The sequence below is a fragment of the Streptomyces sp. DH10 genome (assembly GCF_029813805.1).
Classification (GTDB): Bacteria; Actinomycetota; Actinomycetes; order Streptomycetales; family Streptomycetaceae; genus Streptomyces; species Streptomyces coeruleofuscus.
The window spans coordinates 549,722-563,917 of sequence record NZ_JARVKU010000002.1; the positions used below are offsets into that span (position 1 = coordinate 549,722).

Below are 14,196 nucleotides of genomic sequence, written 5' to 3' on the forward strand. Positions count from 1 at the left end.
CCGTGGGGTCGGCGGGTGCAGGGAAGCGCAGTGAAGTCGAGACACACAGACGTGACAGTCGATACGGGCCGTAGTGCGCCAAGGGTGGTCAATACGGGTCGTACAGAGTGCCGCAGGGGGCAACCGCCATGACGACAGGTCGGCTCGGGCAGCAAGCCGCGCCGCCGAACGCGGCCTACGCCGGGCAGGTCGTGCATTTCCCGGATCCGGTCCGGGCGGCCCGTCACCCGAGAGGGGTACGGGTCGACGAGCGTGGTTACCCCGACTTCTCGCCCTATGCGCGTGCGGCCGCGGAGATCGCGGAGCCGCCGGAGGGTTTCGGTGTCGACGAGTTGCGGCTGACGGACTACGTGTCGGCGAACATGGCGCTTTCGGCGTCGGGGCACGAGTTGTGGGACACGGTGCCCGCGGTGGCGACGCCTCACGGCTGGACGTGGCACCACGCAGTGGGCTCGCGGCGGCTGGAGCTGGTCCCGGTCGAGGTGAAGGCGTTGCTGCGGCACCACGGCGGTGTGGCGACGTCGGGCGTCGACCATGCCAAGCGGGGCACGCGGCCGTTGCAGGAGACGCGTCCGGCGCACTTCGGGCTGCCGAAGTCGGGTGTGGCGGTGACGGAGTCGCAGGTGCAGGGGGTCGAGGAGGATCTCGGCTACCGGCTGCCGGGTCCGTACCGGTCGTTCCTGAAGGCGGCGGGGGGTTGTGCGCCGGTGGGTGCCGCGCTGGACGCGGAGCTGGGGCTGCTGATCGACCAGCCGTTCTTCACGGTGCGGGACGAGGCGGCCGTCAATGACCTGGTGTACGTCAACAAGTGTCTGCGTGACCATCTGACCAAGGACTACCTGGGGGTCGCCTTCGTGCAGGGCGGGCTGCTGGCGGTGAAGGTCAAGGGCGACCGGATCGGTTCGGTGTGGTTCTGCGCGTACGACGACGCGCGGGACGTGGATCCCTCGGTGCCGCCGGCGGAGCGGGTGGAGCGGTTGCTGCTGCCGTGCGGGGACGACTTCGATGTCTTCCTGTCGCGGCTGGCCGGTGATCCGCCTGAGTTGGAGACGGTGGCGAACTTGATGGTGGACGGCGGGTTCGCGCGTGTGGTGCCGGTGGGCGCGGTGTCGTCCTCGGCCGTGGGGGAGTGACTTCAGCGATGGTGACCTTCGCGCAGGCGCAGGAGCGCGCGGAAGAGTGGATCAACGGGGACGTGCCGTCGTACCAGCATCGTGAGGTGCGGGTGCGGGAGTTCGACCTGGGGTTCGTGGTGTGGGCCGAGGACCGGGCGGACGGGCCGCGTTCCGACGGCGGCGCGCAGCGGCTGGTGATCGCGCGGGACAGCGGTGAGGCGACGCTGTGGCCCGGGCTGCCGGTGGGTGAGGTGATCCGCCGGTACGAGGAGGAGTACGGCCGTCCGGACGCGGCGGAGGAGCCGGCGCCGGCTGCGGCGGCCCGGGTGGATCTGAATCAGACGTCCTTCCTGCTGACTCCGCCGGAGTGGTTGCAGGACGCGGCCGACAAGCTGGGGATTCCGGATCGGCGGGGGGCCGGTGCGGGTTCGGGAGCGGGGGCCGCGTCGGCTTCCGCTGCTGATCCGGCTGATGCTTCGGGCTCTGCTTCTGCCGGTGCCGCGGGGGGTGATTCCGCTTCCGGTGCGTCGTGGCCTGCCGCGGTGGGGAGTGACGGCGGGGGAGCGGAGGCGCCGGGTGTGCCTGCCGGGGCGACGCCGTGGGCGGGTACGGACACCAACGGCGATGCCGGTGACGACCGTTCCGTTCCGCTGCCCGCGACGGTCTTCGCGCCGCCGCTGAGCGAGACCGACGGTGACACGCCGCCGCCTCCGACGACGCCGGAGGCCAAGACGGCACTGCTGTCGGGCGGCAGCCAGCTTCCGCCGACGGCGATCTCACCGGCGATCGACGATCCGAACGCGCAGGGCGGTGCGGGTGCGGGTGCGGCTGCGCCTGGTGGGCCGGGTTACGGCTATCCGCCGGGGGCGTCGGGTGCCGCTCCGGCTCCTGGTGTGCCGGGTACGCCGCCCGGTGGTGTGCCGCAGGGCGGTACGCCTCCGCCTGTGCCGGGCGGGCAGCCGTATGGGTATCCGCAGGGTGCCGACGGTGGATCTGTGGGATCCGCGGGGGGCGCGGCGGCTTCTGGTCCTGCTGGTCCGGCCGGCGTGCCGCAGCCGCCGAACGGGCCGGGCGCGCCTGAGCGGCCGCTCGCGCCGAACGCCGGGGACATCGCCGACGCCGCGACCAGCAAGGCGGCTCCGCCGCCGGGTCGCGGACGGGGCACGGGGCCGACGACGCCGCCTCCGCCGGGCGCCCCGGGGACGCCGGGTGTCCGGCCGGGCAGTACGCCGCCTCCGCCGTCGGGGCCCGGTGCGCCGGGTACTCCCGCGGGGGGTTACGTGCCTACGCAGCTCGTGTCGGCGCTCGGGCCTGAGGGATCCGGGGGTTCTGGGGGGCCTGGTGGTCCTGGCGGTCCGGGTAACGAGGGTCCTGGTGCTCCGCTGCCTCCTCAGCAGCCGCCGGGTCCTCCCGGTGCGCCGCAGCCTCCAGGTCCTCCTGGTCCGCCGAACCCGCCCGGCGCCCCCGGTGGTACGCCACCCGGCGGTGTGCACCATGCCGCCACGATGCTGGCCGATCCCGGTCGGTCGGGTCCGGGCGCACCGCAGCCTCCGGGCGCGCCTGGTGCTCCGCAGCCTCCGGGTGCTCCGAACCCGCCTGGTGGGCCGGGTGCCCCTGGCGCCCCCGGTGTTCCCGGTGGCCCGGGTCCCGTGCATCACGCGGAGACCATGCTGGCCACGCCTCCGGCGGGCGGCCCCGGCGTGCCTCCGCCGCCGCAGGCCCCCGGCGCACCACCCGCTGCCCCGGGTGTCCCGGGCGCCCATGGCGCTCCTGGCGCGCCCGGTGCGCCACCGATGCCGCCCGGTGCGATGCCGCCTGGTGCGATGCCCCCTGGTGGGATGCCTCCCGGCGCGATGCCACCGGGTGCGATGCCGCCCGGCGCCATGCCGCCGCCCGGTCAGCCCGGCCCCGGGCAGCCTCCGGCGTACGGCTATCCGCAGCAGCCCACCGGGCAGCCGACGGTCGGCCCCGGCTACCAGGCCGTGCTGCGCTACCGCGCGCAGGACGGTTCCGAGCAGCAGCTGATCCGGCGTTCGGCGCCGGGTACGCCGCACCCGGAGTGGCAGATCTTCCACGAGCTGCGGGCCATGAACGTGCCCCCGGACCAGGTGCTGGAGCTGCACACCGAGCTGGAGTCGTGTGAGCTGCCGGGTGCGTACTGCGCGCGGATGATCCGGGAGCAGTGGCCGCAGGCGCGGATCACGAGCATCGCGCCGTACGGTACGGACCACGCGAGCCGGCAGCAGGGTATGCGGCAACTGCTGGTGCATCAGGGCGAGTTGCACCAGGTGGCGGACGGCCCGGCGCGGCCGGCTCCGGTGCGGGCGCCGTTGCCGCCGGTGCAGGCGGTGCCGCCGATCCCGCCGGAGGTTATCGCGCAGGAGCTGGCGGCCGCGTTCGGGCCGGGGGTGTTCCGGTTCGAGCAGGCCGCCGTGTCCCGGCAGGGGGTGCCGCCGGTCGTGGCGCACACGCTGGTGGCGGCGGGCCTGCCGATGGACATGGGCCCCTTCTTCTGGGCGCAGGCGCAGCCGGGCCGGCCCGTGCCGACGCTGGCGGAGCTGGCGGCCGAGCGCGGTGTGCAGCCGGCCTCGGACGCGGGTTCCTACCTGGTGATGGGCAGTGACTTCGGCAAGGCGATCTGCGTGCAGTACGGCACGGCGAACATCGTCGCCGTGCCGGTGGAGGCGGGGCCGGGCGGGGCGCCCGTTCCGCCGCAGTTCGTGAACACCGGGCTGCCGGAGTTCGCGCGCTGCCTGGCGTTGCTCGGGCGGATGTGGCGGCTGCGGTTCGGGCTGAACCAGGAGCAGGCGGGGCGCTGGACCGTCGATTTCCAGGCGCAGTTGGCCGCGCTCGACCCGGCGGCACTGGGGTCGCCGGAGAGCTGGTGGTCGGTGCTGCTGGAGCAGATGTGGGACGGACTGCTGTGACGCGCCGCCGCTGAGGTGTGCTGAGGAGCCGGGTCCGGTCGGTCGTGAGGCCGCCGGGCCCGGCTTTTTCGTGCCGGGCTGTCACACATTCCTGCGCCGCTCCGTCAGTGAGGTGACAGCGAATCACCGCAGACGCAGGAGGCAGAGATCATGCAGGCACGGATGACCAACCCGGCGTACGTCCTTCCCGGTGCGATGAAGGGGATCGGCACCCTCTTCCAGGCGATCGGGGAGGCCGGGCTCCGGCAGGACGTGGCGGAGATCGCCGGGCTGCGGGCCAGTCAGATCAACGGCTGCGGGGCCTGCGTGCACGGGCACACCGACAACCTCCGCAAGGCCGGGGTGAGCGAGGAGCGCATCGCGGCCGTCGCGGCTTGGCGGCACGCGCCCTTCTTCTCGGACGCCGAGCGCGCCGCGCTGAAGCTGACGGAGGCGATGACGCGTCTCTCGGATCTGTCGGAGGAGTCGGTTCCGGACGCGCTGTGGGACGAGGTGGCCGACCACTTCGACGAGAAGGAGATCTCGGCGCTGATCCTCACCGTCTCGGTCACGAACATGTTCAACCGCATCAACACGACCATCAAGGAGCCCGCGGGCACCACGTGGGGCTGACGGCCGTACGGCCGTGAGCCCGCGGGCACCACGTGGGGCTGACGGCCGTACGGCCGGGCCGGGGGTCCGCGACCACTGTGCGGAGTGTCGCGTTATGAACACTTCCGTCTGATCCACCAAGATGTGCGCGAATCATCCCATTTCGTGCTCGATCGCGCGTCGGCGTGGTGGAGAGGGGCTCCGGCATGAGCAGCGCATCGGTGTCTCCGCACGGCTTTCCGGCCGTGCGGGGGCGTGGTTACCGTCCCGAGCAGGTCGACGAGTACGCCGAGGCCCTCTCCGAGGATCGTGACGCGGCCTGGGAGAGGGCCGCACGGCTGACGGTGCTCGCCCGGCACATGGACGCGGAACTGGAGGAACTGCGGGAGGCCGTCGCGCGGCTGGTCCCGCAGACCTACGAGTCGCTCGGGGAGCGGGCGCGGCGGCTCCTCGAACTCGGGCAGGAAGAAGCCGCGGCCGTACGGGACGGGGCGCGGCGGGAGGCGCGGGAACTCGTGGACGGGGCGTGCGTGTCCGCGGCCGGCGTGCGCGAGTCCGCGCAGGCGCACGCCGACGCCGTACGCGCCGACGCGGACGAACGCGCCCGGCAGCGGCTGCTCGCGGCGCGCGCCGAGGCCGACGAGATCCGGGCCGTGGCCGGCCGTGAGGCCGAGGAGCAGCGGGGCGAGGCACTGGCCGCATTGCGGGAGATGCGGCAGCGCACCTCCGGAATGCTGGCCGAGCAGGCCAAGGAGCACGCCGAGCAGCGGGCCGAGACGGACCGGGAGGAAGCCGCCCGAGCGGCCGCGCTGGACGCCCGCCACGCGGAAGCGATGTCACGGGCCGAGAGGGAGCTGTCCGAGGCCGAGCAGGCCTTCGCCGACGCCGAGGACTCGACCCGGCACCGTCAGGAAGAGGCGGCCGCGCGCGCCGCGGAGCTGCTCGCCCAGGCCCACGCCCACGCGGAGTCCGTCCAACAGGAGACGGAACGAGTGCTGCACGAGCACGCCGAGCGCGGCGACGACGCACGGGCACACATCGACCGCGTACACACCAGCCTGACGGCGTGGGCGGGGCGGGTGGCGGCGGAGTGAGGGGACTGAAGGGCCAGGGCGGGCCTGGTTAAGAGCCTGCCGTCGTGTGCGGCGAGGGCGAGGCGGCGGCCCGTGGCCGACGGGGAGCAGGGCGGCCCCGGCGGCACCCTCGCCACCGACGTCCCTGGCGGCCGCCGGGGGCCTACGCCCGTAACCTGCGGCCGGCAGCCGTAACGGCCGGCAGCCGTAACAGGCCTCGCTGTCGGGTGACCTCATGCCCCCGGCCGCCGCCCGCGGCACGGAACCCCGCGGCACGGAACCCCGGGCCGCCGGGACGCCGTGCCCTCCGCCCCGCCTCAGCGGTCCCTGCGCACCGCGCCCGCCAGGATCCAGGCCTCCACCGCCTCGTACTCGTGGCGTTGTTCCTCCGACTTGCGGCGGCCGGAGGCCATCGTGCCCAGCCAGCCGCAGGCGAAGCCCAGGGGGATGGAGAGCAGACCCGTGGTGGTGAACGGGAACCAGTTGAAGTCGGCGTCGGGGAAGGCGGAGACGGGCGAGCCGGAGACCAGGTTGGTGCCCGGCATCAGCAGCAGGACGGCCAGCGAGCCGCCGATGAGGGTGCTGAGCAGGCCGGTCCGGGTGTAGCGGCGCCAGAAGAGGCTGTAGACCAGCGCGGGCGCGATGGCCGAGGCGCCCAGGCAGAAGGACAGCGTCACCAGGGGTTGCAGGCTGCGATGCTGGACGAGCGTGGCCAGGAGGATCGCCGGAACGCCCACCGCCAGCGCCGATACCCGGGCCACCGTCATCTCGCGGCGCGGTGACATCTCCCGCACCCGGGCCGCGAACACGTCGTGCGCGAGGGAATTGGCGCAGGCGAGGATCATCCCGGCGACCGATGCGAGCAGCGTGAGGAAGACCGCCGTGGTGACGGTCGTGAACAGGAACGTCTCCGCCGTCGACACGTCCGGGCCGAACGCCGCCTGGGAGCCCAGCAGGTAGGCCGTGTTGCCCTGCGGGTCCACCTGCGCGATCACCGCCCGCCCGACCAGGGCCGTCGCGCCGAACCCGACGACCGTGATGACGAGCACGAACAGCGCCACGCCCGACACCGCCCAGGACATCGACCGCCGCACCTGCCGGGCGCTGGAGGCGGTGTACATGCGCATGGTGACGTGCGGCAGTACGCCACCGCCGAGGACCACCGTCAGCTGCGCGGTGATCATGTCCAGGTCGGGGCTGGGGCCGCTCGCGAACTGGAGCCCCGAGGAGAGGAACGCCGATCCCACACCGCTGTTCGCGGCGGCCGCGTTGAACAGGGCCCCCGGATCCCAGTCGAACCGGTGCAGGATCAGCATCGCGACCACCATGCCGGAGCCGAGCAGCATCACGATCTTCAGGATCTGGATGAGGGCGGTGCCCTTCATTCCGCCGATCGCCGCGTAACTGATCATCAGCGCGCCCACGCCGATGATGCAGCCCGTCTGCAACGACTCGCCGGAGAAGCCGAGGACGAACGCCATCAGCTGCCCGGTGCCCGCCAGCTGCACCACCATCAGCGGCACCAGCGCCGCCAGGGTCACCGCACAGGCCGCGATACGGACAGCGCGTCCCGGCATACGGCGGGTCAGCGCGTCGCCCATGGTGAACCGGCCCGCGTTGCGCAGCGGTTCGGCCAGCAGGAACATCAGCAGCATCAGCGACAGCGCCGTACTGAGGGCCAGTACGGTCCCGTCGTAGCCGAAGAGGGCGATCACGCCGCCGGTGCCGAGGACGGTCGCGGCGGAGATGTAGTCGCCGGCGATCGCCAGGCCGTTGCGTATGGGGGACAGGGAGCTGTAGCCGGTGTAGAACTCGTCGAGGTCGTCCCGGTCGGGGCCCGTCATCACGCACAGCAGCAGGGTGATCGTGGCCACCGCCGTGAAGCCCACGAGCGACATCGACTGGGCGTTGCCGCTGAACTCGGTGGTCACCGCGTTTCCTCCCGCCTGGCGTCCAGTTCGGCCTGCTTGCGTATCCGGTCCGCGAGGGGGTCGACGCGGCGGCGGGCCGTCTGCTCGTACAGGGCGATCGCCAGCCAGGTCACGGGGACCTGGACGAGCGCCAGCAGCAGGCCGGTGGGCAGGCCGTCGGTGACGGTGCTGGTCATGAACGACGGTGCGAACGCCGACAGGATCAGGAACAGGACGAAGTAGCCGAGCGCCGTGAGCGTGGCCACGCGCCGCTGCCAGCGGTAGGCGCTGCGCAGCACCCGCAGGTCGCTGTGGTGCCCGAGCGCGGCGTGGCGCTGGGGACGCCGCCCGGCCGGTTCGGGTGGCACGGGCGGCTGCTGCGGCTGCCAGGGGTAGGTGTCGTAGGAGGGTGAGGAATCCGGCGGCCGGTACGGGTAGGACGGTGGCGGCGGGTCGTAGGACATCCCGGTGCTCCTTGCGAGGGTGGGACCCGGTGCGGCGGACCGCAGGGAGGTTGGGGGGTGGGAGCCACGCACGTTACTTCCCGGTACCGGGTGGACGCGAGCCTTTGGTCAAACTGATTGGTCGGTACGCGCTTACTGAGCTGACCTCGGGTGTTATCCGCATTGGCCCGGCTTCCGGGCGTCGAGTCGTCCGAGGTGGCGTACGTAACGGACTCCGGGGCGGCCGGCCACGGTGGTGTCCTCGACGCGGGTGAAGCCGCTGCGGGCCAGGACGGTCATGGAGGCCGGGTTGTCCAGGGTCGTGACCGCGGTGAGGGAGGTCAGCCCGTAGTCGGTGGCGGCCAGGCGGCACACCTGAGCGACGGCCGCCGTCGCCACGCCCCGGCCCGCGGCCCGTTCGCCCACCCGGTAGCCGAGTTCGGCGCGGCCGTCCGTCACGTCGACCAGGTTCACCCGGCCGACCAGGGTCCCCTCCTCGTCCAGGACGACATGGAAGCGGCACACGCGCGCGTGCTGCTCGTCGAGGAGCGCCCGGTGGCGTTCGGCGAACCCCGCCGCCGTGAAGTAGGCGTCCCCGCGGTCCGGCACCGAGCGGGCGAAGTACGCCCGGTTCTCCCGCTCGAAGGCCAGCAGCGCGTCCGCGTGATCGGCCCGGAGCGGTTCCAAGGTCAGCATGGGCGGGAGGATACGTACGGTCAGTCCTTGAGCACCGGGAATTTCCGCGGCGCGAGGAACAGCAGCACCAGGAACGCCAGTGCCGCCGCGGCCGAGGCACCCAGGTAGACCGCGTGCACCGCGTCGGCGATCGCCCGCCGGGTCGCCTCCGGGGCGGTGCCCGAGTTGAGGGCCCGGGTCACCGAGTCGAGGTCGCTCGCGCCGCCGAGCCGGGCCGCCAGCACCCCGTTGGCGACCGCGCCGAAGAGCGCCGCGCCGATGGTCTGGCCGGTCTGGCGGCAGAACAGCACGGACGCGGTCGTCGTGCCGCGCTCCGCCCACCCCACCGTCGACTGCACCCCGACGATCAGCGGCAACTGGAACAGGCCCAGCGCGGCCCCGAGCAGCAGCATCAGCAGGGTCGGCTGCCAGGCCTGCCCGGGGTACGGCAGGAACGGGAAGGCGAACAGGATCAGCGCGGCGGTTCCGATGCCCAGCATCGCCGTGTTGCGGAAGCCGATCCTGCGGTACACGTGCTGGCTCAGCGCCGCCGATACGGGCCAGCTCAACGTCCATACGGACAGCACGAATCCGGCGGCCACGGGCGCGAGGCCCAGCACCGACTGGGCGTAGGTGGGCAGGAACACCGCCGGCGCCACCATCAGCAGGCCCAGCGCGCCCAGGGCCAGATTGACCGCGGCGATCGTACGGCGCCGCCACACCCAGCCGGGGATGATCGGCTCCGCCGCCCGGCGCTCCACCAGCACCACGACCGCGACCAGGGCGAGTCCCGTGGCGAACAGGGCGAGCGAGGGTGCCGACAGCCACGGCCACGCCACCCCGCCCTGCACCAGGGCCGTGAGCAGCACACCGCCGCAGGCGAACACCGCGAGCGCGCCGGCCCAGTCCACGCGCGCGTGCGTGCCGGTCTCCCGCTCCGGCTCGCGGAGGTGACGGACGATCAGCCACAACGCGACCGCCCCGATGGGCAGGTTGACCAGGAAGATCCAGCGCCAGTCCGCGTAGGCGGCGAGGACACCGCCGAGACCCGGACCGGCGACCGCCGAGACCGCCCACACCGTGGACAGCTTCGACTGGATCCTGGGACGGTCCTTCAGCGGGTAGAGGTCGGCGGCGAGCGTCTGGACGGTGCCCTGAAGGGCGCCGCCGCCCAGGCCCTGGACGACGCGGAACGCGATGAGCGCCCCCATGTTCCAGGCCAGCGCGCACAGCAGCGAGCCGACGAGGAAGACCACCGAGCCCACGACGAGGACCGGTTTGCGGCCGAAGGTGTCGGAGAGCTTGCCGTAGACGGGCAGGGTGACGGTCACGGCCAGCAGATAGCCGGAGAACAGCCACGAGAAGACGGAGAAACCGCCGAGGTCCCCGACGATCTGCGGGACGGCGGTCGAGACGATGGTGGCGTCGAGCGCCGCCAGCGCCATCGAGAGCATCAGGGCGGCGACGACAGCGCCCCGCCGGTCTGTCGTGGCGGGACGTGCGGACTCGCGTGCCGCGGAACCGGTGCTGCCCACCCCGGATTTCCTCCCCTCGCCCGGCCGCGCCTGCGCCACGGGTACCGTCGCTTTGCCTGCCCCTTGCACCTACCTGCCGCCGGGCAGCTTCCCACTGGGCCCGCCCGTCACCCGACCTCCACCCCTCAACGACGCGCTTCGCGCGACCCTTGTCTGATTCAGGCAGCGGGAGGGTGGAGCCTGAACGGGCCGACGGGTGGAACGAACCCTGAGACGGTCTCCACCCTTCGGTGGACTGCCCCTAGGGGTACCTCCGTACTACGACCTGGGGAGGGTTCGTACCGACGGAGGACGAGGCGCGCGGGGGTCGGTCCTTAACCTGGCTTTATGCCGCCGGGGGGCGGTTGCGTACACCGGCGGGGGTGGGGTTTTCCACAGGAAAAGACTGCGCTGAGCACCAGGGCGCGGGACCCCTGCCCGCCGCGAGACTGAAACGCGTCGGACGGACCCAGCGGTCCGGCCACGCGTACCGCGGCTGTCGACCAGGCAACTGCCTTCACCATCTGCTGACCGATATAGGAGACATACAGTGACTTCGGCTGTAACCATTCCCAGGCACGGGGGCACTGGAGGGCGTACGGCCGTTGCCGCGCGAGCGCGGCAGGTCGTGAAGGCCTACGGAACCGGTGAGACCCGCGTCGTCGCCCTCGACCACGTCGACGTAGACATCGCACGCGGCCAGTTCACCGCGATCATGGGCCCCTCGGGGTCCGGCAAATCCACGCTGATGCACTGCCTCGCCGGGCTCGACACCGTCACCGGCGGGCAGATCTACCTCGACGAGACCGAGATCACCGGCCTGAAGGACAAGAAGCTCACGCAGCTGCGCCGGGACCGGATCGGGTTCATCTTCCAGGCGTTCAACCTGCTGCCGACGCTCAACGCCATAGAGAACATCACGCTGCCCATGGACATCGCGGGCCGCAAGCCGGACAAGCAGTGGCTGACGCGCGTCGTGGAGACCGTCGGGCTCGCCGACCGTCTCAAGCACCGGCCCACCCAGCTGTCCGGCGGTCAGCAGCAGCGCGTCGCCGTGGCGCGGGCGCTCGCCGCTCAGCCCGAGATCATCTTCGGGGACGAGCCGACCGGAAACCTCGACTCGCGCGCCGGCGCCGAGGTGCTCGGCTTCCTGCGCCGGTCCGTGGACGAACTGGGCCAGACCATCGTGATGGTCACCCACGACCCGGTCGCCGCCAGCTACGCGGACCGTGTGCTGTACCTCGCCGACGGCCGCATCGTCGACGAGATGTTCAAGCCGACCGCGGAGGCCGTCCTCGACCGCATGAAGGACTTCGACGCCCGGGGGCGCACGTCATGACCGTCATGAAGACCTCGATGCGCAACTTCTTCGCGCACAAGGGGCGGATGGCGCTCTCCGCGATCGCCGTCCTGCTGTCGGTGGCCTTCGTCTGCGGGACGCTCGTCTTCACGGACACCATGTCCACGACGTTCGACAAGCTCTTCGCGGCCACCTCCTCGGATGTGACGGTGAGCGCCAAGGGCGCCTCCGACAGCGGCGAGACGACCGCCGACAACGGCAAGCCGCCGGTCATGCCGGCCTCCGTGCTGGGCGAGGTCCGCAAGGCCGACGGGGTCAAGTCCGCCGATGGCGCGGTGTTCTCGACGTCGGTGACCGTCGTCGACGCCGACAAGGACAACCTGTCGCCCTCCAGCGGTGCCCCGACCATCGTCGGCGGCTGGAACAGCAACGAAGCCCGCACCATGAAGATCACCTCCGGTGCGGCGCCCGAGAAATCCGGCCAGATCATGGTCGACGCCGACACCGCCGACAAGCACGACCTGAAGCTCGGTGACGAGATCGGCGTGCTCAGCGCCGTCGGCACCCACAAGACGAAGATCTCCGGCATCGCCGACTTCACGGTCACCAACCCCGGTGCCGCGATCTTCTACCTCGACACCAGGACCGCCCAGCAGACCCTGGTCGGCGAGACCGGCGTCTACACCAACGTCAACGTCACCGCGGCCTCCGGCGTCAGCGACGCGCAGCTGAAGAAGAACGTCACGGCCGCACTCGGCGGCGACTTCCAGGTGAAGACCGCGAAGGAGACCGCCGACGCCAACCAGAAGGACGTCGCCGGCTTCATGAACGTCATGAAGTACGCGATGCTCGGCTTCGCCGGGATCGCCTTCCTCGTCGGCATCTTCCTGATCATCAACACCTTCTCCATGCTGGTCGCCCAGCGCACCCGGGAGATCGGCCTGATGCGGGCGATCGGCTCCTCCCGCAAGCAGGTCAACCGCTCCGTGCTGGCCGAGGCGCTGCTGCTCGGCGTCGTCGGCTCGGTGCTCGGTGTGGCCGGGGGCGTCGGCCTCGCGGTCGGCCTGATGAAGCTCATGGGCCAGATGGGCATGGAACTGTCCACCGACGACCTGACGGTGGCCTGGACGACCCCGGTGGTCGGCCTCGTCCTCGGCGTGGTCGTCACCGTCCTGGCCGCCTACCTGCCCGCCCGGCGCGCCGGCAAGATCTCCCCGATGGCCGCACTGCGCGACGCGGGAGCCCCCGCCGACGCCAGGGCCGGCTGGATCCGCGGCGTCATCGGCACGGTCCTCACCGGCGCCGGCGCCTTCGGCCTCTACCTGGCGACGGAGGCCGACAAGGCCCAGGAGGGCTCGCTGTGGCTCGGTCTCGGCGTGGTGCTGTCGCTGATCGGCTTCGTCGTCATCGGCCCGCTGCTCGCCGGGGGTGTGGTCCGCGTCCTCGGTGCCGTCCTGCTGCGCATGTTCGGCCCCGTCGGCCGCATGGCCGAGCGCAACGCCCTGCGCAACCCGCGCCGCACCGGCGCCACGGGCGCCGCGCTGATGATCGGCCTCGCGCTGGTGGCGTGCCTGTCCGTGGTCGGCTCCTCCATGGTGGCGTCCGCCACCGACCAGCTGGACAAGACCGTCGGCACGGACTTCATCATCCAGTCCGACAGAAGCCAGCTGATCACCCCGCAGGCGGTCAAGGCCGCGAAGGCGGCGCCGGACGTGGAGCGGGTCACCGAGTACAAGTGGACCAAGGCCGACTTCACCACCCCCGACGGCAAGACGCTCAAGGACACGGCGATCACGGCGGCCGACCCGTCGTACGCGACCGACCTGCGCACCGAGACGGTCGCCGGCAAGCTCCCCGACGCCTACAAGGCCGACTCGATGTCGGTGCACGAGAAGTTCGCCGAGGACCACGGCATCAGCCTCGGCTCCAAGATCAAGGTCGCCTTCAAGGACGGCGCCACGGCCGACCTGACGGTCCGGGCGATCACCAGCAGTGACGTCGTGATCGACGCGGGCGCGATGTACACGTCCATCTCGACGCTGGCCAAGTACGTCCCGGCCGACAAGATGCCGCTGGACGAGATGCTCTTCGCCAGCGCCAAGGAGGGGCAGCAGGACGCCGCCTACAAGTCCCTGAAGTCGGCGCTGCACGACTACCCGCAGTACACCGTGCGCGACCAGACCGACTACAAGGAGGCCCTGAAGGACCAGATCGGCCAGCTGCTCAACATGATCTACGGCCTGCTGGCCCTGGCGATCATCGTCGCCATCCTGGGCGTGGTGAACACCCTGGCCCTGTCGGTGGTGGAGCGCACCCGGGAGATCGGCCTGATGCGGGCGATCGGTCTCTCCCGCCGTCAGCTGCGCCGCATGATCCGCATGGAGTCGGTCGTCATCGCCCTCTTCGGCGCCCTCCTGGGCCTCGGTCTGGGCATGGGCTGGGGCGCCACCGCACAGCAGCTCCTGGCCCTGGAGGGCCTGGAGGTCCTGGAGATCCCCTGGACGACGATCACCGGCGTCTTCATCGCCTCGGCGTTCGTGGGCCTGTTCGCGGCACTCATCCCGGCGTTCCGGGCGGGCCGGATGAACGTCCTGAACGCCATCGCCACCGAGTAGCGGGGCAAGGACCACCGCACACGGGGGTTGCGA

10 protein-coding genes are annotated in these 14,196 nt (G+C 71.9%); 6 read left to right on the forward strand and 4 right to left on the reverse strand.

The features are described from left to right. Positions 1–128: 128 nt before the first annotated feature. From QC385_RS06165 to QC385_RS06180, 4 genes are all read left to right on the forward strand, one after another. The gene (locus tag QC385_RS06165) at positions 129–1,133 is read left to right on the forward strand and encodes an SMI1/KNR4 family protein (protein WP_059415887.1); all 1,005 of its coding nucleotides are present in this window, start codon (positions 129–131) and stop codon (positions 1,131–1,133) included. A gap of 8 nt (positions 1,134–1,141) precedes the next feature. After that, positions 1,142–4,042 carry an SUKH-4 family immunity protein gene (locus tag QC385_RS06170; RefSeq protein ID WP_279540237.1) on the forward strand — a complete coding sequence of 967 codons (2,901 nt, stop codon included), beginning with the start codon at positions 1,142–1,144 and terminating at the stop codon, positions 4,040–4,042. 150 nt (positions 4,043–4,192) lie between these two features. Then, the gene (locus QC385_RS06175) at positions 4,193–4,654 is read left to right on the forward strand and encodes a carboxymuconolactone decarboxylase family protein (protein WP_279540238.1); all 462 of its coding nucleotides are present in this window, start codon (positions 4,193–4,195) and stop codon (positions 4,652–4,654) included. A 185-nt stretch (positions 4,655–4,839) separates the two neighbouring features. After that, entirely contained in the window at positions 4,840–5,727 is an 888-nt protein-coding gene (locus QC385_RS06180; protein ID WP_279540239.1) for a cellulose-binding protein, read from the forward strand. Positions 5,728–6,023: 296 nt separating this feature from the next. Here the strand turns inward: QC385_RS06180 and QC385_RS06185 are convergent, their stop codons facing one another. The 4 genes from QC385_RS06185 to QC385_RS06200 all read right to left on the reverse strand — a co-directional run bounded on the left by QC385_RS06185 (position 6,024) and on the right by QC385_RS06200 (position 10,269). After that, on the reverse strand, positions 6,024–7,637 hold the full coding sequence (locus QC385_RS06185) for a sodium/solute symporter (protein WP_279540240.1): 1,614 nt from the start codon (positions 7,635–7,637) through the stop codon (positions 6,024–6,026). Beyond that, positions 7,634–8,080, reverse strand: coding sequence for a DUF485 domain-containing protein (locus QC385_RS06190; protein WP_279540241.1), 447 nt, complete (start codon positions 8,078–8,080; stop codon positions 7,634–7,636). The genes QC385_RS06185 and QC385_RS06190 overlap by 4 nt, the downstream gene beginning before the upstream one ends. Positions 8,081–8,233: 153 nt before the next feature. Next, a complete protein-coding gene (locus tag QC385_RS06195) occupies positions 8,234–8,755 on the reverse strand; it encodes a GNAT family N-acetyltransferase (protein WP_279540242.1) in 522 nt (173 codons plus the stop codon). Positions 8,756–8,775: 20 nt separating this feature from the next. Further along, complete coding sequence (locus QC385_RS06200) at positions 8,776–10,269, reverse strand: MFS transporter (RefSeq protein WP_279540243.1); 1,494 nt, start codon at positions 10,267–10,269, stop codon at positions 8,776–8,778. A 529-nt stretch (positions 10,270–10,798) separates the two neighbouring features. On the opposite strand from QC385_RS06200, the gene QC385_RS06205 reads away from it, so the two are divergent. Then, a complete protein-coding gene (locus tag QC385_RS06205) occupies positions 10,799–11,587 on the forward strand; it encodes an ABC transporter ATP-binding protein (RefSeq protein ID WP_086854879.1) in 789 nt (262 codons plus the stop codon). Continuing rightward, positions 11,584–14,163 (forward strand): ABC transporter permease, encoded by a 2,580-nt coding sequence (locus QC385_RS06210; RefSeq protein ID WP_279540244.1) that lies wholly within the window; start codon positions 11,584–11,586, stop codon positions 14,161–14,163. Before QC385_RS06205 ends, QC385_RS06210 begins: the two co-directional genes overlap by 4 nt. Positions 14,164–14,196 lie beyond the last annotated feature (33 nt).